Source organism: Caballeronia sp. AZ1_KS37 (assembly GCF_023631165.1).
In the GTDB taxonomy this organism is placed as follows: Bacteria; Pseudomonadota; Gammaproteobacteria; order Burkholderiales; family Burkholderiaceae; genus Caballeronia; species Caballeronia zhejiangensis.
This window is the reverse complement of record NZ_JALQDP010000003.1, coordinates 1-20,527: the sequence shown is the minus strand read 5'-3', so window position 1 is coordinate 20,527 and position 20,527 is coordinate 1. Positions and strand designations below refer to the sequence as shown.

The window sequence follows — 20,527 nt, the reverse complement described above, 5'->3', positions numbered from 1 at the left end:
CGCCGCAGCCCCGCTGCCCGCGCCGCCCGCGCCGCCCGCTCCATCGGCTCCATCGGCTCCATCCGTGCCGAACGAGCCGCCGAGCGCGCCGCCCATCGCGATCCTGCCGCCGCCCGCGCCGACGCTTCAGTCAACCGGCGAAGCGCAGCGGCTGCCGCGCGAGCAGCCCTGAACCGCGCAGCCGGCCGACGACGATGGAAAAGGGCTTCACGATCATCGAACTGCTGGTCACGCTCGCGATCCTCGCCGCGCTCGCGATGGTCGCCGCGCCCCTCGTGCAGATCGCCGCGCAGCGCAACCGGGAGGACGAGTTCAGGCGCGCGCTGTGGAGCATCCGCGACGCGATCGACGCCTACAAGAAAGCCGGCGACGACGGCAAGATCGACCGTCCCGTCGGCGAGACGGGCTATCCGGCGAAGCTTGCAACGCTCGTCGAAGGCGTCGTCGACAAGACGAGTCCGACGCACGCGCGCATCTACTTTCTGCGCCGCGTGCCGCGCGACCCGATGTGCGACTGCCCGAGCCGCTCCGACGACGCGACCTGGGGCAAGCGCAGCTACGCGAGCCCGCCCGATTCGCCGAGCGAAGGCGACGACGTCTACGACGTCTATTCGCTCTCCGAAGGCACCGGTCTCAACGGCGTTCCCTATCGAAAGTGGTGAGAGCCATGTGGAAGAAGGCGCTGCGCGCATTCACGCTGATCGAGTTGCTGGTCGTGCTGGCGATCATCGCGACCTTGCTCACGCTCGTCGTGCCGCGCTACTTCGGCCAGGCGGACAAGGCGAAGGAAACCGTGCTGCATCAGAACCTCGCCGCGATGCGCGATTCCATCGACCGCTTTCGCGCGGATCAGGGGCGCTATCCGCAATCGCTCGATGAGCTCGTGCAGAAGCGCTATCTGCGCGAGATACCGATGGACCCGGTCGCGGGCAATCGCACCGCATGGACGACCGAGCCGCCCGCCGACGGCACACCCGGCGTCTACAACGTGCGCAGCGGCGCGAAAGGCAAGGGCAAGGATGGCAGCGATTACAGCGCGTGGTGAGCGGCGCGGCGGCGCACGTCGAAAGCGCGAGCGCGGCTTCGGCATGTTGTGGGCGCTGATGTGCGTCGCGCTGGTCTCCATCTATCTGATGGCGGTCGGCACCGTATGGACCACGCAAATCCAGCGCGTGAAGGAAGACGAGCTGCTGCGCCGCGGCGACGCGATCCGCCGGGCGATCGAGGCTTACGTCAAGGCCGACAAGAGCGGCGCGTTCCCGAAGCGCTTCGACGATCTGCTGCGCGATCCGCGCGCGTCATACGTGCAGCGCTATCTGCGCGAGGCCTATGCCGATCCGATGACCAACGACGGCCCGTGGCAGGAGATTCGCGGGCCGGACGGCGAGTTATACGGCGTGTACAGCGCATCGAACGAAGCGCCGCTCAAGAAGGACGGATTTTCCGACAGCGATGCGAGCTTCGGGCTGCAGACGAGCATTTCGGAATGGAAGTTCACGTACTACCCGGAAAAGAACATGAGCCGACGGTAGCCGACTTCAATCGTCCGGCGCGCATCCGGACCTTCACGCTGGAGAGACTGAGATGACATCGATTCGAAGAAAGCTGGCATTGCTGCCGGCCGCGCTGATGCTTCAGGCGGGTCTGACGTTCGCGCAGCAGGCCTGGACCGAGGGCACGACCTATTCGGCGGGCACGACAGTCACGTACAACGGACGCGTCTATCAGGCTTTGCAGACGCATACGGCTTATCCCGGCGCGGGATGGAATCCGGCTGCGTCGCCGACGTTGTGGAAGGATGTCGGCGCGGCGGGGACGCCTGCGCCGGCTCCGGCTCCGACGCCTGTGCCGGTTCCTGCTCCGGTTCCGGTTCCGACTCCGACGCCTGTTCCGACGCCCACGCCGACGCCGACGCCGGTTCCGACACCAACGCCGACACCTACGCCAACGCCAACGCCAACGCCGACACCAACACCGTCCGGCTGCTACACGGCGTGGTCCGCGAGTCAGGTTTATGCGCAGGCGAACACGCGCGTGACGTACAACGGGCGGAACTATCGAAACAAGTGGTGGACGCAGGGCGACAATCCCGCGCAATCGGGCGCGTATGGCGTGTGGGAAGACCTCGGCGCGTGCAGCGGCGCAACGCCGAGCCCGACGCCCGTTCCTACGCCTACGCCTGTTCCTGCGCCTGTTCCTGCGCCGACGCCTGTTCCGACTCCAACGCCCACGCCGACTCCGGTGCCGGTGCCCACGCCGACGCCAACTCCGACGCCCGTACCTGTGCCCACTCCGGTTCCGACGCCAACCCCAGCGCCAGCGCCAACGCCAACGCCAACGCCAACCCCAACGCCAACGCCAACGCCAACCCCCGCGTCCTACAAACCTCAAATCACCTACATCCCCGCGCCCGCCGATTACCCGACGCAGGCCCAGTTCAACGCGTCCGAGAAAGCGCTGATCGACCAATCCGGCGGCCAGATCGCGACGCTGCGCGACGCCCTGCGCGTGCTGCCCGACGACGAAGTCAACGCCGTCGTGCCGAAACGCGCCGCCAATCCGTCGAACGTGAAGCGCGTCGAAGCGATCATCCCCGAAGCGAAGTTCGACGCGCTCTTCCCTGTACGCAACATCGCTTATTCGTACGCGAACTTCCTGCGCGGCATCGCTAAATTCCCGGCCTACTGCGGCGACTACACGGACGGACGCGACGCCGACGCCATCTGTCGCAAGCTGCTCGCCACATCGTTCGCGCACTTCGTGCAGGAAACCGGCGCGAACTGGAATTCGCTGACGCCGGCGCAAGCGCGCTCGAACGACGCCGAGCACAACAACCCGGTACTCGCGACGATGCCGCAAAACACGCCGATTCCCTTCTGGCAGCAAGGGCTGTGGTTCCTGCGCGAATCGGGATACACGGAAGGCTCGGCGGTCGGCGCGTATCAGCAGTGCATCCCCGGCTCGCACGCGACGAACTGGATCTTCTATCCGTGCGCGAAGAATGCCTCGGGCAAGTATCTCGACTACTTCGGGCGCGGCGCGAAGCAGCTCTCGTGGAACTACAACTTCGGCCCGTTCTCGCAGGCGCTGTATGGCGACGTCAACATCCTGCTCGACAATCCCGGACGCGTCGCGGATACGTGGCTCAACTTCGCATCCGCGATCTGGTTCGCCGTGACGCCGCAAACGCCCAAGCCGCCGATGACCTGGGCCGTCGACGGAACCTGGAAGCCGAACGCCGTCGATATCGGCAACAACATGAAGCCGGGCTTCGGCGCGACGGTGTTCATCATCAACGGCGGGATCGAGTGCGGCGGCGGCGGCGCGGAAAAATCGCAGGTGACGAACCGCATCAACGCGTACAAGGAGTTCACGCGCGAGCTGGGCGTGACCATTCCCGCCGACGAACCGCTCGGCTGCGCCAACATGAAAGGCTTCAACGAAGGCTCGGCCGCCGCGATCAAGGCGTATCTCGACAAGGACTATTCGTGGATCAACGGCAAGCCGGCGACGGGATGCAAGCTGGTCGACTATCAGATGCCCTTCTCGCTCATCAATCCGGGCGATTACAAGGCGTGCACGGACTACTTCTTCCGCGGCAAGGTGACATACAACGGCAAGGTCGAAGTCGACAACACGAAGTAAGCGCCGGCGCGCTCCCTCGCGGCAACATCCGCGCGAGGGAACGCGTGAAGCGTTCAGCGCCCGTCGCGATAACGCTCGGCGAGCGTCTTCACGCGCGACACATACGTGCGCGTCTCGTTGTATGGCGGCACGCCGTTGTAGCGATCGACGGCCGCCTCGCCGCTGTTGTACGCGGCCAGCGCGAGATCGAGATTGTTGTTGAAGCGCCTGAGCAGCCACGACAGATACTGCACGCCGCCGCGAATGTTTTGCGCCGCGTCGAACGGATCGCCGACGTTGAAGCGGGTCGCCGTCGCCGGCATCAGTTGCATGAGGCCCTGCGCGCCCGCGCGGGAGATCGCGTTCGCGCGATACGCCGATTCCGCGTGAATCACCGCGCGCACGAGCGCGCTGTCGACGTTGAACGACGCGGCGGCGGCATCGATTTCGCGTCCGTAGGAACGCGTGTCGAGCGCGAGCCCCGCAACGTTGACGTCATCGCCGGGCGAGCACAGATTGCACGTCTCCATGAAACGCAACTCGATGACCGTTACGTTCGCCGCAACGCCGGCCGGTTTCCTGGACACGAAGTGGCGCACGCCGTCTTCGACATAGCTGTAGATGCGCGCCGTAGTCTGACGTCGCGTGAGCGGCGCGGCGGGCGGCGCGGCCGACGCCATCGATGCGGATGACGCTGCAGGCGGCGTCCACTGCCAGTTCATGTTCACGCGGATGCACTTTGCGTTTTCGATGCGCGTGCTGACATACGTGACCGTGTTGTCATCGGACTCGCAGCGCAGCATCGACGCGGCGCGCGCGCGCTCGCCAAGCGCGAGGCATCCGATCGCGAGCAACACGGCGATCGCACGGCGGCCTTCGATCCTCAACGATGCGCTTCGCATGGCGCGATTCATCCCTCATCCGACACGGCCCGATGCCGCGCCTTGAGAAAGCATAGTTCGCTTTGCGCGAGCCGCGCGGCTGTTTCAATCGCGCCGTTGTTATTCAGATGCTTTTGTGCTTCCATGAAAGGACCGATCGTTTAGTGATACTCGGAAAGCCGCCATGAGCACGATTCCCCGCTTCGATTCGACATGGAAGAACTGGCTCGACGACAACATCCGCCGCGGCTGCACGCATCAGTCGCTGATCGACGCGATGATCGCCGCCGCGTTCCATCCGAACACCGCGCGCCTGCTGCTCGCGCGCCATCTTGCCGGCGACGCGCCTCAAGCCGACGATGAAACATCGCCCGACTATCTCTACGGCACGCCGATGCTGCCGCAGGCGCGCGTGCTGACCGCGAGCGATCGATCCGCGCCCAAGGTCTTCAGCAGCGAACAGCCGGTGATCGCGCTCGTCGCCGACGTGCTCGACGACACCGAATGCGACCGGCTGATCGAGATCGGCCGCGAGCATGTGCAGCGCTCGTCCGTCGTCGATCCGGATTCGGGCAAGGAGATCACCATCGAAGAACGCAGGAGCGAAGGCGCGTTCGTCAATGCATCGACGGATGCGCTCGTCGAAACGATCGACCGAAGGATCGCCGAACTGTTTCGCCAGCCGGTAGAGAACGGCGAGGATCTGCATATCCTTCGATACGGCATGGGCGGCGAATATCGCCCGCATTACGACTACTTCCCCGAAGAGCAGGCCGGCAGCAAACATCACATGCAGCGCGGCGGGCAGCGCATCGCGACGGTCATCCTCTATCTCAACGAAGTCGAGCAAGGCGGCGACACGACGTTTCCGGACATCGGACTCGCGATTCATCCGCGGCGCGGCAGCGCGCTCTATTTCGAATACGTCAACGAACTCGGACAAAGCGATCCGAAAACGCTGCACGCGGGCACGCCCGTCGAAAAAGGCGAGAAGTGGATCGCGACGAAGTGGATCCGGCGCGGGCGTTTTCGCGCTGAAGCATGAGACTTGCGCGACGCCTCGATGCGGGCGCCGCGCTCCCCTCTCTCATTTGCAGGCTCCGACTTTTTCCCAGGCGCCGTCGGAGTTCGTCGCCGGATCGGCGTTGGCGCTCCACCACTTGTTGCGATAGTTCATGCCGTTGTAGCTGACCGTCGTGCCCGCGGTCGCGTAGGTCTTGCTCGCGCTCCACGGCGCGGCGCACGCGAGCAACGTCTGTCCCGAACACGCGCCCAGGTCCTGCCACGATTTGCCGCTGCCCGAATTGCGCGAGGGATCGTCGGAGTTCTCCCAGCGCGCGCTGTAGTTGCGGCCATTGACCGATACGTTTTCCTTCGCCTTGTAGATCGTGCCCGACTGCCAGGCGATGGCGCATGTCGCGCCTCCTGCGCTGGGTGAGGGGGCGGGGGTTGGTGTCGGCGTTGGCGCCGGTGCGGGCGTAGGCGTTGGCGTTGGCGTTGGCGTTGGCGTTGGCGTTGGCGTGGGCGTTGGCGTGGGCGTTGGCGTTGGCGTTGGCGTTGGCGTGGGCGTGGGCGTGGGCGTGGGCGTGGGCGTGGGCGCAGGTGAAGGCGTCGGCGTAGGTGAAGGCGCGGGTGCCGGCGCGCCGGTGTAATCGACCGCGAAGTTGTAGTCCTGCGGACTGTCGACGTAGATGCGGTTCGCCGACATCGTCTTCTGCGGCACGATGTTGCCGTTGTTGTCGATCAGCCCCAGCCGCACATGCTTCGCATCCGAGTTGACCTTCTGCGCCATCGCATACACCCAGTCCGCAGCGGCCGTCGTCTGCGCCGTCACCGTATAGCTGATCGATTCCAGATCGTGCCCGTCCGCATCGAAGACCCGCAGCGTGATCTTCATGCCCGCCGGTTGATCCAGCGCGGTCGTCGGGATCGGACGTATCTCGCGCCAGGTCGTGCGCGCGCCGTTGATGACCACGTCGCTGCACGCATAGAACGCTTCGGCGCTGTCGTTGCGCTGCCAGATCGTGTAAATGATCCGCCTGCCCGTTTTGCCGGCGGGCAGCTTGCATTGCAGCTTGTAGCGCCCGTTGTCGAGCGTCGCGCTGTTGAGTTCGCAGAACGGCTTGCTGTCGAGATCGGACCATTTCAACGGCTGATTGAAATCGTAGCCGTCCGAGGTCATGTACATCTGGAAGTAGCGCGTGACGTGCGGCGCGGTCGCGTACCAGACGAATGTGTAGTTTCCGCTCAGATCGGCCGAGATCGTCGTGGCCGGCCAGTCGCTTCGGCCGAGATCCAGACCGTAGTAGTTGGTCTTGCCGCCGCTGCACAGATGCCCGTCGGGCACGAAAGCCTTGTGATCGCCATTGGGCAGTTGATTCACGCCAGCCCAGTCGTACAGAAACGACGGCCCCGCCACCGCGACCGCAGCCTTGCACGGCGCCGACGTCGGGCTTTCCGGGCCCTCGAGGTAGCACGAATAGACGCGGCTGATCGGCGTCTCGATCGTACCGTGCGCCAACACCGCACACGGCACGGCCAACGGAAGCAGCACGAACGTCAATTTCCACTTCTCAGCGAACATGACAATCCCCTTTTTTGATTTGCTTCGCATATCTAATTCAAATCGTCGAACCGCGCCCGATCGCTCTTCATTCTAGAAGGCGCAATCAGGATGAGTTAGCACGAAGATGCTCCGTGCCGGCAGCCAGTGATTCGCGGCACGCATCAATCTCAATAACGCCCGCGACATAACCACAACAAGCGAAACACCGCGCCTGCCTATCTCAATTAAGAGTCGTCTCATTCAGTCTTAGTCGCGTATTCCCTATGATTCATCCATGTCCTCGCGACGCCAGCGCGATTCAGCATCAGTCATCTTTTCGATCTCAGGAGTGTTCCTCATGCGTAACCTATTCAAGAAAGCCGCCGTCATTGCCATCGTTGCAAGCGCCGCCACGCTCGGCGCCGTCGGTTCGCAGAATGCATTCGCCGCCACGAGCAAGACCGCGACTTTCGACGTCACGCTGACGGTTCAGGACGATTGCTCGATCGCCGCCAATCCGCTGGATTTCGGCAGCACCGGCGTGCTCACGCAGAACATCGATCAGAACGCCAGCCTGTCGGTCACCTGCACCAAGGGCACGCCCTACACCGTCGCCCTCGACGCGGGCACGGCCACCGGTTCGGCCATATCGGATCGCAAGATGGGCAACGCAGCAGGCGACGCATTCGTCTCGTTCAACCTGTATCGCGATATCGCCCGCACGCAGGTCTGGGGCAACACGGCGGACACCGACACGGTCGCGGGCACCGGCGACGGCGGCGCGCAAACCATCCCGGTCTATGGCCGCGTGCCGACGCAGAACACGCCCGCGGCTGGCGCGTATTCGTCGACCATCACCGCGACGGTCGTGTTCTAAACCTCGCATCGCGCTGCAAGCATCTCGCACTCAGCGCGACGCTTGCTTGTTCGCAGATAAATCTATATCAATGGGATAGTCGGGATGACATAAGGAGACCGACGATGCCCACCTTGCTACCGCGCGTCTGCGCGGTTTTTCTCTTTCTGCAATGCTCCGCGACGCTCGCCGCTTCATTGCAAATCTCCCCGGTAACGATCCAGCTCACTGCCGCGGAGAACGGCAAAGTCATCAACCTGAGCAACGGCGGCGACGAACCGATCCACGCTCAAGTGCGCGCGTTCGTCTGGGATCAGGCCGATGAACAGGACAAGCTGACGCCGACGCGCGAGATCGTCGCGAGCCCGCCTATCGCCGAAGTGGCCGCGGGCGGACAGCAGGTCATCCGCGTGATTCGCTCGAGCATGGAGCCGTTGCAGCAGGAGCGCGCGTATCGTCTGCTCATCGATGAATTGCCGCCCGAAGGCGCGACCGCGGGTGCAAACGTTCAGTTTCGCTTTCGATATTCTGTACCACTATTTATTTCGCCAGCCGGTGAAGCGGGCAAGCCGAAGCTGCAATGGAGCATCGTCGAGAGAAGCGGCAAGCCGTTTCTGCTCGTCTCGAACAGCGGGGCGATCCATGCGCAGTTGAGCGCGGTATCGCTGAAAAACGGCGGCGCGGACATTCCGATTTCCGCGGGCCTGCTCGGCTACGTCCTGCCGGGCCGCGTGCGCGCGTGGGCGCTGCCCGCCGCCGCGAGCGCCTTGCGCGGCAAGCCGGCGGACGTCGCGGCGACGGTCAACGGCTCGGCCGTCACGGAGCGGCTCGGCGAGAGCGGCGGACCTTGATCGCTTGCGCATCGCCGCGAGCATGTCCTCGTCCGCCGACACCGCCAGGAAGACGCCGGGCCGGAAAGCTCGCGTCGCGCTGACGCTCGTTCTCGTGTCGGAAGCGGCGATCGCGCAGGTCGACATCACCGGCGGCGGCTCGCCCGCCGAACTGCCGAGCCTCTCGGGCGCAGCGCGCGGGGAGCCCTTCGGCGCGTTCGCCGAAACGAATCAGCAACTCGTGCTCGAGATCGTCATCAACGGAACGAATCTCGGCGAGCCGTCGGAGTTCGAACTGCGTCACGGTCAGCTCTATGCCGAGCCGCGCACGCTCGAAGCCGCGGGCATCCGCGTGAGCGATTTGAAACCGGACGCCGATGGCTGGCTCGCGCTGTCGTCGATTCCCGGCTTGCGCGCGACGTATGCGCCCGCGCGCCAGCAGGCGATTCTCGACGTCGACGAAGCGCGCCAGACCACACGCAAGATCGGCTACACGCTGCCGGTCACGCCGAAGGCGACGTCAGGCACCGGCTTCCTGATGAACTACGACGTGAGTTACACGCGCGAATACGGCGAAGACAGCGAAAACAGCATCGGCGTGTGGAGCGAGCAGCGCCTCTTCACGCCCTTCGGCGTGTTCGACAACACCGGCACCTGGATCAACGCGGACGGCGGCTCGAACCGATACACGCGGCTCGACACGAACTGGAGCTACTCGAATCCCGCGAAACTTTTCACGATGACGGTCGGCGATTCGGTATCGGGATCGCTGCCGTGGTCGCGCTCCGTGCGCTTCGGCGGATTCCAGATCCAGCGCGACTTCACGCTGAGGCCCGACCTCATCACGTTTCCCCTGCCGATGTTCTCCGCCTCGGCCGCCGTGCCTTCCGCCGTCGATCTCTACGTCAACGGCCTGCGCCAGTACAGCGGCGAAGTCGCGCCCGGGCCGTTCCAGATCGCGCAGGCGCCGAGCCTGAACGGCGCGGGCGTCGCGCAAATCGTCGTCACCGATGCGCTCGGTCGCCGCGTCACGACGAGCGTGCCGCTCTATATCGATGCGCGGCTCTTGTCGAAGGGATTGTTCAACTATTCGTTCGAACTCGGCTTCCTGCGCGACAACTACACGGTCGAGTCTTTCGACTACGAGCGTTCGCCCATCTATAGCGGCGTGTTCAGCTATGGCGTCAGCGACTGGCTGACCTTGCAGGCGCACGCCGAAGGCGGCCAGGGACTCGTCAACGGCGGCGCGGGCGCGGTCATCGGCACCGGCGGCTTCGGCGTGTTCAGCACGGCGGCGGCCGCGAGCAAGGTCGACGGTATGACCGGTTCGCTCTACAGCCTCGGCTATCAGTACATCGGGCCGAAGTTTTCCGTCAGTCTGCAGGGCACGCAGGCGTCGAGCGGCTATCGCGATGTCGCGTCGCTTACGGGCACGTCGACGTTTCAGCATGTCTATCAGGCGACGGCGTCGGTTTCGTTCCTGCGCACGCAATCGGCGACGATGAGCTACGTCGATTCCGAGGACAGCTTTTCCGGGCACGCGCGCGTCCTCACGCTCGCGTACAACGCGCAGTTCGGGCGGCGCTGGTCGCTCTTCGCGACGGCGTACCGCGACTTCCTGCAGAAGAACGTGTGGGGCGGATCGATCGGCGTGACGGTCGCGCTCGGCGGCAACATGGCGGTCAGCACGACGCTCGCGCAATCGGGCGGCCACTCGACGGCGGACGTCACCGCGTCGCGTCCGGCCGATTTCAGCGGCGGATGGGGCTGGACGGTGCAGGCGGGCGCGGGCGCGGATTATCGGCATGGGTTCGCGGGCGCGAACTATCGGGCGAGCTTCGGGGAATTCCAGGCGACGGCGCAGCGCTTCAACGGCACGACGACGGGCACCGCCGAGATGACCGGCGCAATCGCCATCATGGACGGCGCGGTGCTGCCCGCGCGCACGATCACGGATGGCTTCGCGCTCGTCTCCACCGACGGCGTCGCGGGCGTGCCGGTGAGCCAGGAGAACCGCAAGGTCGGCGTGACGAATTCGGGCGGCCATCTGCTGGTGCCGGATCTGCAGTCGTATCAGCGCAATCAGATCGCGATCGATCCGCTCGCCTTGCCCGCCGATGCGCGTATCGAAACGACGAAGCTCAACGTCGCGCCCGAACGGCGCTCGGGCGTGCTCGCGCGCTTCGGGATGTCGCGGTATCAGGGCGCGTCGGTGAGTTTCGTCGATGCGGGCGGCGCGCCGATCAAGGAAGGCGCTGCCGCGACCAACGAGAGCACGGGCGAAACGGCGATCGTCGGCTTCGACGGCCTCGCGTTCTTCAACAAGCTCGACGCCGCCAACACGGTGACGATTCGCGGACACGGCGCGAGCTGTTCCGCGCAGGTGCCGTTCGACGCCGCGTCGTCACACGAGTTGCCGCAGATCGGGCCGTTCGTCTGTCGCGGCAACGGAGGATGAATCATGCGAACGCGATCGTGGATACGAAGAGGCGCGGTCATCGTCGTCGCGATGTTTGCGCTGCTCGCGCTGCCGAAAGCGTCGCAGGCGCAGATGTGTTCGTTTTCCGTCGGCTACACGGATTTCGGCGAATACGACACGACCTATTCGGAGCCGACGGAGGTCGTCGGCGCGGTCATCATGTATTGCACCGGCTACACGACGCCGATGGTGCGCATGTGCCTGAACATCAGCACGACGTCGCCGCGCGTGCTGACCGGCCCGAACGGCGCGACGCTCGACTACAACCTATACGTCGATCCGGATCATGTGAGCGTGTGGGGCTCGATTCTCAACCCGTCGACGACGCCGTACATCATCGACCTGCCCGTGCATCCGAGCGGCAAGGTGTGGGCACAGGAGCCGTTCTACGGGCGGATTCCGCCGAATCAGCAGGTCGGATTGGGGACGTACACGCAGACGTTCACCGCCGCCGACACGTATTTCGTCTATGTGGGCTACAGCGGCACGCCGCCGAGTTGCAGCACGGCGACCGCGCCGTACAAGTCGGCGGCGTTCAACGTATCGGTCAACGTGGCGAACAACTGCAACATCTCCGCGACGCCGATGGCGTTCGGCACGCAGAGTTCTTTTCAGGAGCCGCTCGAGGCGACGAGCCGCATCACCGCGACCTGCACGTCGGGCGCGTCGTACAACATTGCGCTGAACGGAGGCACGTCGGACGGCGGCGCGATCACTGGGCGCAAGCTCACACGGGTGGGTGGGACCGAGACAATCGACTATCAGCTGTACATCGACCCTTCGCATACCGTCCCGTGGGGCGACGGCACGTCCGGGACTGTGATGGGCAACGGCGTCGGTACGGGCGTCGCCTACACCTTCACCGTTTATGGGCAAGTGCCTGCGCAATCGGCCCCACGGCCCGGCCCCTATCGCGACACGATCACCGCATTCATTATTTTCTGATGCGGCTCGTGATCGCCACTGCGTGCACTCAATCCCGCACGCAATCCACGAAATACTCGATCCGTCCGTTGATCATCTCGCCGACCAGCCCGTGAATATCCGTATGGAATCCCGGGAAGCGCTCGTTGAACTCGCGCGCGAAACGCAGGTAATCCACGATCGTGCGATTGAAACGCTCGCCCGGAATCAGCAACGGAATGCCCGGCGGATACGGCGTCAAAAGAATCGACGTCACGCGTCCTTCCAGTTCGTCGATAGGCACGCGATCGATCTCGCGGTGCGCGAGCTTCGCGAACGCCTCGGACGGCTTCATCGCCGGCTCCATGCTCGACAGGTACATCTCCGTCGTCAGGCGCGCGATGTTGTTCGCGCGATAGACGCTGTGAATCTGCTCGCATAGATCGCGCAGACCGATGCGCTCGTAAGACGGATGCTGCGCGACGAACTCCGGCAGCACGCGCCACAGCGGCTGATTGTTGTCGTAGTCGTCCTTGAACTGCTGAAGCTCCGTGACCATCGAGTTCCAGCGGCCCTTCGTGATGCCGATCGTGAACATGATGAAGAACGAGTAAAGCCCCGTCTTCTCCACGATGATGCCGTGCTCCGCCAGATACTTCGTCACGATCGCGGCCGGAATGCCGGTCTCGCCGAATTCGCCGTCGACGTCGAGTCCCGGCGTGATGATCGTCGCCTTGATCGGATCGAGCATGTTGAAGCCTTCCGCGAGCGCGCCGAAACCGTGCCAGCGGTCGTTGGGCTTCAGCACCCAGTCCTCGCGATCGCCGATGCCCTCTTCCGCCAGCGCGTCCGGGCCCCAGACCTTGAAGAACCAGTCGTCGCCGTATTCGGCATCGACCTTGCGCATCGCGCGGCGGAAATCGACCGCTTCCGCAATCGACTCCTCGACGAGCGCCTCGCCGCCCGGCGCTTCCATCATCGCGGCCGCGACGTCGCACGACGCGATGATCGCGTATTGCGGCGACGTGGACGTGTGCATCAGATACGCCTCGTTGAAACGATGACGGTCGAACGTGCTGTTCTCGCTGTCCTGCACGAGAATCTGCGACGCCTGCGAAATGCCCGCGAGCAGTTTGTGCGTGGAGTGCGTCGCGAACACGAGCGCGCCCGTGCGCGGACGGCCCGCGCCGATCGCGTGCATGTCCTGATAGAACGAGTGGAACTCGGCGTGCGGCAGCCAGGCTTCGTCGAAGTGCAGCGTGTCGAGCATGTCGCCGAGCAGATCCTTGATCATCTCGACGTTGTAGATCACGCCGTCGTACGTGCTCTGCGTGATCGTCAGAATGCGCGGCTTGATCTTCGGGTTCTTCGCCAGCGCCTCGCGCGCGAACGGATTCGCCTCGATCTTCCTGCGGATATTCTCCGGCTTGAACTCGTCGCGCGGAATCGGTCCGATGATGCCGAAGTGATTGCGCGTCGGCGTGAGGAACACGGGGATCGCGCCCGTCATCGTGATCGCGTGCAGGATCGACTTGTGGCAGTTGCGATCGACCAGCACGATATCGCCCGGCGCGACGGTCGCATGCCACACGATCTTGTTCGACGTCGACGTGCCGTTGGTCACGAAGAAGAGATGATCCGCGCCGAAGATGCGCGCCGCGTTACGCTCCGACGCCGCGACCGGGCCGGTGTGATCCAGCAGCTGACCCAGTTCCTCGACCGCGTTGCAGACGTCCGCGCGCAGCATGTTTTCGCCGAAGAACTGATGGAACATCTGCCCGAGCGGATTCTTCAGGAATGCCACGCCGCCCGAGTGCCCCGGACAGTGCCACGAATACGAGCCTTCGTCCGCGTACTGCACGAGCTCCTTGAAGAACGGCGGCGCGAGCGCATCGAGATAAACCTTCGCCTCGCGGATGATGTGACGCGCCACGAACTCCGGCGTGTCCTCGAACATGTGGATGAAGCCGTGCAGTTCGCGCAGGATGTCGTTCGGCAGATGGCGCGACGTGCGCGTTTCGCCGTACAGGAAGATGGGGATATCGGCGTTGCGCTTGCGCACCGCGGTGATGAACGCGCGCAAGGCGACGATGGCCGTCGCCAGTTCCGGCGTATCGCCTTCTACGACGACGTTGTCCGCGTAAGGCAGCAATTCCTCGTCGTCGATCGACAAAATGAAACACGATGCGCGGCTCGACTGCTGCGCGAACGCGGCGAGATCGCCGTAACTCGTCAGGCCGAGGACTTCGGCGCCTTCCTTTTCGATCGCTTCTGCGAGCGCCCGGATGCCGGAACCCGAAATGTTTTCGGAGCGAAAGTCTTCGTCGATGATGACGACGGGGAAGCGGAACTTCATGGGGCGAATCTCCAAATGGAAACGACCGCTGCCCGAGTCGCAATCTCGGGGCCAGCGGTCTTTCGACAAGCTTGTAACGTGCGTGGTTCGATCAGGTTTTCGGCAGCGTCACGCCGTGCTGACCTTGGTACTTCCCGCCGCGATCGGCATACGACGTCTCGCACATTTCATCGCTTTCGAAGAACAGGACTTGGGCGACGCCCTCGTTCGCGTAGATTTTGGCAGGCAAAGGTGTCGTATTCGAGAATTCGAGCGTGACGTAACCTTCCCATTCCGGCTCGAACGGCGTCACGTTCACGATGATCCCGCAGCGTGCATACGTCGACTTGCCGAGGCACACCGTGAGGCACGAACGCGGAATGCGGAAATACTCGACCGTGCGCGCGAGCGCGAAAGAATTCGGCGGAATGATGCAGACATCGCCCTTGAAGTCGACGAACGATTTCTCGTCGAAGGCTTTCGGATCGACGATGGTGGAATTGATGTTCGTGAAGATCTTGAATTCGTCGGCGACGCGAATGTCGTAGCCGTAGCTCGACGTGCCGTAGCTCACGATCTTGCGGCCGTCCTCGGCCACGCGCACCTGATCGCGCACGAACGGCTCGATCATCTTGTGCTCTTCGGCCATGCGGCGAATCCAATTATCGGATTTGATGCTCATAGGGGACGCTACTCAACGGTGAACGGCTCGGTCTCGCGACCGCCGCCTGCGGTGAAACGGGGCATGGCCGGCGGCAGTTCTCGCCGCGCGGGCCAAACGAAAGCGGGTATTTTACGCGAAGCGCGCCGCCGCGCCGGGCGCTTCGCATGCCGCCGCAGCAGCTACCGCCGGATCACGCCGCAAGCGAGCGCGGGTCCGACGTTGTGCGGCGCGCTCGCGTACGGGTCAAGCGCTTCGCGGTGCAGCATGATCGCGCGCGAAATGATCGAGCGCACGCCGTCGAGCGAGACATCTGTCGCGACGATGAAGCCCGTCGCCGCGCCGGTTGCGTCCGCGTGGATGTTGCCGAGCTCGCCTTCGAGACGCGATGACGTTCGTCTGCGATCGGAAGGCAGCGCGAACACCGGACTCGCGTCCGGCCCGTTGACCGCGATGCAGTCGCCGCGCTCGTGAACGGTCAGCGCGTGATCGCTGTTCGGCGGCATGTCGGTGAGGCTGTAGGAAACCTGCACGCCGTCCGCGCGCTCGATCAGCGTGACGGTGCCGCGCGTGGCGTTGCCGGGCGTCGGATTCAAAACGGCGTCCGCGCGCTTTTCGTGATTCTGGAAGATGAGGCCGCAACCGCTCAGCATGACGCTGCAAGCGGCCATCGCGATCGAGGCGTAAAGCGCCCTTCCGTCGAATCTGTGTCTCATGCGATCCTCTCGGCGGCCCGCCGACGCCCCGTGCGTCCGCGCTGCCGCGCATCGAAGGCGACATGATACCGCGAGCCGCATCGCACAAGGCTCGCGCCGATTCGATCGCTTATTCGAAATCAGGTGTTCTGCACGACGATGCTCGGAAACTTCGAGGTCATGTCGCGCTGGCGCTCCGCAATCGAAATGGCGACGCGGCGCGCGATGGCGCGATACGTCTCCGCGATGCGGCTGTCCGGCTGCGACACGACGGTCGGCTGGCCCGCGTCGGTGCGCTCGCGAATGGCGATATCGAGCGGCAGGGAACCGAGCACTTCGACGCCGTATTCCTTCGCCATGCGCTCGCCGCCGCCTGCGCCGAAGATGTGCTCTTCGTGACCGCAGTTCGAGCAGATATGCGTGCTCATGTTCTCGACGATGCCGAGAATCGGAATCCCGACCTTCTCGAACATCTTCAAGCCCTTCTTCGCGTCGAGCAGCGCGATGTCCTGCGGCGTCGTGACGATCACCGCGCCCGTCACCGGCACTTTCTGCGATAGCGTGAGCTGGATGTCGCCGGTGCCCGGCGGCATGTCGACGACGAGGTAATCGAGATCCTTCCAGTTCGTCTGACGGAGCAATTGTTCGAGCGCGGACGTGACCATCGGGCCGCGCCAGACCATCGGATTGTCCTGCTCGATCAGAAAGCCGATGGAGTTCGCCTGAATGCCGTGGCCTTCGAGCGGGTTCATCGTCTGGTTGTCAGGCGATTCCGGACGGCCGGTGATGCCGAGCATCATCGGCAGCGAGGGACCGTAGATGTCCGCGTCCAGCATGCCGACCGACGCGCCTTCGGCCGCGAGCGCGAGCGCGAGATTCGTCGCCGTCGTGCTCTTGCCGACGCCGCCCTTGCCGGACGCCACCGCGATGATGTTCTTGACGTTCGGCAGCAGCTTCACGCCGCGCTGCACGGCATGCGCGACGACCTGCGACGAAACATCCACGGTCACGTTCGCGACGCCCGCGATCTGACGCAGCGCGCCTTCCACCATTTCGCGGATCGCACCGAACTGCGATTTCGCCGGATAGCCGAGCACGACACTCACCACGACGTTCGCGCCGTCGACGGATACGTTGCGAATGCTTTTCAGATCAACCAGCTTGCGGTTGGTGTTCGGATCGGTCAGTGTGGCGAGTGCGGCGTCGATCTTCGCGCGGTCAATACTCATCGAGACTCCATGGAACGATTGTTGCTGGCGCCCAGCGGCGCACGGAACACTCTGAGGAAATTGAAAGTAATTGTTAGCGCCGTTGCGTTGTAACGCTTACGCATTGCACTATCCCGCTGCAAATCTTTCCGGGGACGCATCCCACCGGGCAGTCGGGCGCTTTTCTCATTATTGTAGAGGCTCGCCCGGAGGCTCGTCCGAAGACCCTTTCGCACTGTCGGCGCATGCGCCGAACGCTTGTTGAATCAAAGGAGATCGTAGATGAATACTAAGTTGATGACCCGCCTGTCCGTCGTTGCCCTGGTGGGCGCGCTTCTCGCCGGCTGTCAAACGCAGCAGGGCACCAACACCGCAGTCGGCACCGGCGCGGGCGCCGCGACCGGCGCGGCGATCGGCGCGATCTTCGGCGGCGGCAAGGGCGCGGCGATCGGCGCGGCAGCCGGCGCGGCGACGGGCGGTATCGTCGGCTACAACTGGCAGTCGATCAAGAACAAGATCTCGGGTGACTCGAAGGGCACGGGCACGCAAGTGACCGAGCAGCAGGACGGCTCGCTGAAGGTGAACATTCCGAACTCGATTTCGTTCGACACGAACAGCTACGCGATCAAGCCGTCGTTCGATCCGGTGCTGAACTCCGTCACGCAGACGATGCAGCAGCATCCGGAGCTGATCGCGAGCGTGGTCGGCCATACGGATAACACGGGTCAGGCGGCTTACAACCAGACGCTGTCGCAGAATCGCGCGCAGAGCGTCGCGTCGTACATTTCGACGCACGGCGTCGCGGCGCAGCGTCTCGCGGCATCGGGCATGGGCCAGACTCAGCCGATCGCGGACAACTCGACGGAAGCCGGCCGCGCGCAGAATCGTCGCGTGGAGATCTATCTGCGTGCGACCGCGCAGCCCGGACAAGTGCAGTAAGCGTCTGATTATAAAGGAGAATATGCCGCCGCGAGGGCGGTGGCACGAGCGGCAATTAGTCGTCTGAAAAAAATTTGAAACTTGGACGCGGTGCTGCTGTCTGTCCTTACGGTAGGCGGATGGCGATGCCATCACCTGCCATTCTCCTCTTGTCGTTGTTGCTCCGGGGCCCGATTGGACCCCGGTTTTTTTTGGGCGCTCGAAACGCACTCCGCCCCATCCACCGCCGACTCCGCCCGCCTCTCCCCGCCCTGCTAAAATCGAACTCCGCGTTTTTTCACAACCTCAAGCACTCCCACCGGGCCGCGCCTTTATGTCAGCACCGATTTCAGCCACTGCCACCGCCGCGCCTGCCGCTCAAGCCTTTGAAGGCGGCCGCCGCCAGATCCTCGTCACGTCCGCGTTGCCGTACGCGAACGGTCAGATTCATATCGGCCATATGGTCGAATACATTCAGACGGACATCTGGGTTCGGACGCTGCGAATGCATGGCCACGAGGTCTACTACGTCGGCGCGGACGACACCCACGGCACGCCGATCATGCTGCGCGCCGAGAAGGAAGGCATCACGCCGAAAGCGTTGATCGAGCGCGTGTGGAAAGAGCACAAGCGCGACTTCGACAGCTTCGGCATCTCGTTCGACAACTACTACTCGACCGATGCCGAGGAAAACCGCGAACTGTGCAACACGATCTACGGCGCGCTGCAGCAGGCGGGCCTGATCGAGGCGCGCGACATCGAACAAGCCTACGATCCGGTCAAGGAAATGTTCCTGCCGGACCGTTTCATCAAGGGCCAATGCCCGAAATGCGGCGCGAAGGACCAATACGGCGACAACTGCGAAGTCTGCGGCTCGACCTATCAGCCGACCGAACTGATCAATCCGTATTCGGTCGTGTCGGGCGCGACGCCGATCCGCAAGACGTCGACGCATTATTTCTTCAAGCTGTCCGATCCGCGCTGTGAGGAATTCCTGCGCGGCTGGGTCAGCGGTCTCGCTCAGCCCGAAGCCACCAACAAGATGCGCGAATGGCTCGGCGACAAGGGCGAAGCCAAACTCGCCGACTGGGACATTTCGCGCGACGCGCCCTACTTCGGCTTCGAAATTCCCGGCGCGCCGGGCAAGTATTTCTACGTCTGGGTCGATGCGCCCGTCGGCTATTACGCGAGCTTCAAGAATCTCGCGGACCGCATCGGCGTGAATTTCGGGGAATGGGTGAAGCCCGGCTCGAAGGCCGAGCAATATCACTTCATCGGCAAGGACATTCTGTACTTCCACACGCTGTTCTGGCCGGCGATGCTCGAATTCTCCGGCCATCGCACGCCGACGAACGTGTTCGCGCACGGATTCCTGACCGTCGACGGCGCGAAGATGTCGAAGTCGCGCGGCACGTTCATCACCGCGCAGAGCGTCATCGACACGGGGCTGAATCCCGAGTGGCTGCGCTACTACTTCGCGGCGAAGCTGAACAGCACGATGGAAGACATCGACCTGAATCTCGAAGATTTCCAGGCGCGCGTGAACAGCGATCTCGTCGGCAAGTACGTGAACATCGCGAGCCGCGCGGCGGGCTTTCTCATCAAGCGTTTCGACGGCCGCGTGCAGGACAGCGCGATGCATCATCCGCTCGTCGCGCAACTGCGTTCGGCGATTCCGCACATCGCCGGCTTCTACGAGTCGCGCGAATACGGCCGCGCGCTGCGCACGACGATGGAACTGGCCGACGCCGTCAACGCCTACGTCGACACCGCGAAGCCGTGGGAACAGGCGAAGGATCCGGCGAACGCCGTCGCGCTGCATGAAACCTGCAGCGTGAGCCTGGAAGCGTTCCGCCTGCTGTCGCTCGCGTTGAAGCCGGTTTTGCCGAAGCTCATCGAAGCGGTGGAATCGTTCCTCGGCATCGCACCGCTCGTCTGGGCCGATGCCGACAAGCCGCTGTCGTCGGCGAGCGCGATCAACGCGTACAAGCATCTGACGACGCGCGTCGATCCGAAGCAGATCGAGGCGTTGCTCGCCGCGAATCGCGAATCGCTCGCGCCGGCCGCGGAAGCCGCAGCCGCAACGGCGACGACAACAGCCGCTCCGGCCAAGACCGCCGCTAAGAAGCCGGACGATGCGGGCGTCATTTCCATCGACGACTTCGCGAAGGTCGATCTGCGTATCGCGAAGATCGTCGACTGCAAGGCCGTCGAAGGCTCCGACAAGCTGCTGCAACTCACGCTCGACGTCGGCGAGGACAAGACGCGCAATGTGTTTTCGGGCATCAAGTCGGCGTATCAGCCGCAAGATCTGATCGGCAAGCTGACCGTGATGGTCGTCAACCTCGCGCCGCGCAAGATGAAGTTCGGTCTGTCGGAAGGGATGGTGCTCGCGGCATCCGCCACGGACGAAAAAGCCGAAGCGGGCCTCTACATTCTCGAGCCGCACAGCGGCGCGAAACCGGGCATGCGGGTGAAGTAACACGCATCGCATAACGAAAAGGGCACGCAGATCTGAACTGCACCCCAAAAGTTGGACACCCGTTCAACGATTTGGGGTGTTTTTTCATGAGCAAGTACAGCGCACGACTC

Annotated in this window: 17 protein-coding genes; 11 read left to right on the top strand and 6 right to left on the bottom strand. The window is 63.8% G+C overall.

Going from position 1 to position 20,527, the window contains the following annotated elements; all coding sequences use genetic code 11:
- Positions 1-194: 194 nt before the first annotated feature.
- From NCS00_RS03770 to NCS00_RS03755, 4 genes are read left to right on the top strand one after another with little or no spacing between them, the layout of a single operon-like run.
- The gene (locus NCS00_RS03770) at positions 195-662 is read left to right on the top strand and encodes a type II secretion system protein (RefSeq protein ID WP_008351029.1); all 468 of its coding nucleotides are present in this window, start codon (positions 195-197) and stop codon (positions 660-662) included.
- Positions 663-667: 5 nt separating this feature from the next.
- Positions 668-1,045 carry a type II secretion system protein gene (locus NCS00_RS03765; protein WP_008351031.1) on the top strand — a complete coding sequence of 126 codons (378 nt, stop codon included), beginning with the start codon at positions 668-670 and terminating at the stop codon, positions 1,043-1,045.
- Complete coding sequence (locus NCS00_RS03760; protein WP_250439175.1) at positions 1,020-1,532, top strand: type II secretion system protein; 513 nt, start codon at positions 1,020-1,022, stop codon at positions 1,530-1,532. The genes NCS00_RS03765 and NCS00_RS03760 overlap by 26 nt, the downstream gene beginning before the upstream one ends.
- A gap of 52 nt (positions 1,533-1,584) precedes the next feature.
- Complete coding sequence (locus tag NCS00_RS03755) at positions 1,585-3,645, top strand: glycoside hydrolase family 19 protein (RefSeq protein ID WP_250439173.1); 2,061 nt, start codon at positions 1,585-1,587, stop codon at positions 3,643-3,645.
- A 53-nt stretch (positions 3,646-3,698) separates the two neighbouring features.
- Here NCS00_RS03755 and NCS00_RS03750 read toward each other — a convergent pair whose 3' ends face one another.
- The gene (locus NCS00_RS03750) at positions 3,699-4,526 is read right to left on the bottom strand and encodes a lytic transglycosylase domain-containing protein (protein ID WP_250439172.1); all 828 of its coding nucleotides are present in this window, start codon (positions 4,524-4,526) and stop codon (positions 3,699-3,701) included.
- 163 nt (positions 4,527-4,689) lie between these two features.
- Here NCS00_RS03750 and NCS00_RS03745 point away from each other — a divergent pair, with 163 nt between their 5' ends.
- Positions 4,690-5,550 carry a 2OG-Fe(II) oxygenase gene (locus NCS00_RS03745; protein WP_008351040.1) on the top strand — a complete coding sequence of 287 codons (861 nt, stop codon included), beginning with the start codon at positions 4,690-4,692 and terminating at the stop codon, positions 5,548-5,550.
- 42 nt (positions 5,551-5,592) lie between these two features.
- Here NCS00_RS03745 and NCS00_RS03740 read toward each other — a convergent pair whose 3' ends face one another.
- Positions 5,593-7,089: a lytic polysaccharide monooxygenase gene (locus tag NCS00_RS03740; protein ID WP_250439169.1), complete on the bottom strand. Its 1,497-nt coding sequence runs from the start codon at positions 7,087-7,089 to the stop codon at positions 5,593-5,595.
- 319 nt (positions 7,090-7,408) lie between these two features.
- Between NCS00_RS03740 and NCS00_RS03735 the strand changes: the two genes are divergently transcribed.
- From NCS00_RS03735 to NCS00_RS03720, 4 genes are all read left to right on the top strand, one after another.
- Positions 7,409-7,927: a Csu type fimbrial protein gene (locus NCS00_RS03735; RefSeq protein WP_008351043.1), complete on the top strand. Its 519-nt coding sequence runs from the start codon at positions 7,409-7,411 to the stop codon at positions 7,925-7,927.
- A 104-nt stretch (positions 7,928-8,031) separates the two neighbouring features.
- Positions 8,032-8,757 (top strand): fimbrial biogenesis chaperone, encoded by a 726-nt coding sequence (locus NCS00_RS03730; RefSeq protein ID WP_250439168.1) that lies wholly within the window; start codon positions 8,032-8,034, stop codon positions 8,755-8,757.
- A 22-nt stretch (positions 8,758-8,779) separates the two neighbouring features.
- On the top strand, positions 8,780-11,194 hold the full coding sequence (locus NCS00_RS03725; protein ID WP_250439159.1) for a fimbria/pilus outer membrane usher protein: 2,415 nt from the start codon (positions 8,780-8,782) through the stop codon (positions 11,192-11,194).
- A 3-nt stretch (positions 11,195-11,197) separates the two neighbouring features.
- Positions 11,198-12,160, top strand: coding sequence for a Csu type fimbrial protein (locus NCS00_RS03720; protein WP_250439150.1), 963 nt, complete (start codon positions 11,198-11,200; stop codon positions 12,158-12,160).
- A gap of 28 nt (positions 12,161-12,188) precedes the next feature.
- On the opposite strand, the gene NCS00_RS03715 is transcribed toward NCS00_RS03720, so the two are convergent.
- From NCS00_RS03715 to apbC, 4 genes are all read right to left on the bottom strand, one after another.
- Positions 12,189-14,474, bottom strand: coding sequence for an arginine/lysine/ornithine decarboxylase (locus tag NCS00_RS03715; RefSeq protein WP_008351050.1), 2,286 nt, complete (start codon positions 14,472-14,474; stop codon positions 12,189-12,191).
- Positions 14,475-14,565: 91 nt separating this feature from the next.
- Positions 14,566-15,135 (bottom strand): dCTP deaminase, encoded by a 570-nt coding sequence (gene dcd / locus NCS00_RS03710; RefSeq protein ID WP_250439148.1) that lies wholly within the window; start codon positions 15,133-15,135, stop codon positions 14,566-14,568.
- A 161-nt stretch (positions 15,136-15,296) separates the two neighbouring features.
- A complete protein-coding gene (locus NCS00_RS03705; RefSeq protein WP_008351054.1) occupies positions 15,297-15,830 on the bottom strand; it encodes a superoxide dismutase family protein in 534 nt (177 codons plus the stop codon).
- A gap of 119 nt (positions 15,831-15,949) precedes the next feature.
- The gene (apbC, locus tag NCS00_RS03700) at positions 15,950-17,038 is read right to left on the bottom strand and encodes an iron-sulfur cluster carrier protein ApbC (protein ID WP_034472904.1); all 1,089 of its coding nucleotides are present in this window, start codon (positions 17,036-17,038) and stop codon (positions 15,950-15,952) included.
- Between the two features lie 261 nt (positions 17,039-17,299).
- Between apbC and NCS00_RS03695 the strand changes: the two genes are divergently transcribed.
- A complete protein-coding gene (locus tag NCS00_RS03695) occupies positions 17,300-17,956 on the top strand; it encodes a YiaD family glycine zipper/OmpA-like lipoprotein (RefSeq protein ID WP_008351059.1) in 657 nt (218 codons plus the stop codon).
- A 313-nt stretch (positions 17,957-18,269) separates the two neighbouring features.
- A complete protein-coding gene (gene metG / locus NCS00_RS03690; RefSeq protein WP_250439147.1) occupies positions 18,270-20,417 on the top strand; it encodes a methionine--tRNA ligase in 2,148 nt (715 codons plus the stop codon).
- Positions 20,418-20,527: the final 110 nt, after the last annotated feature.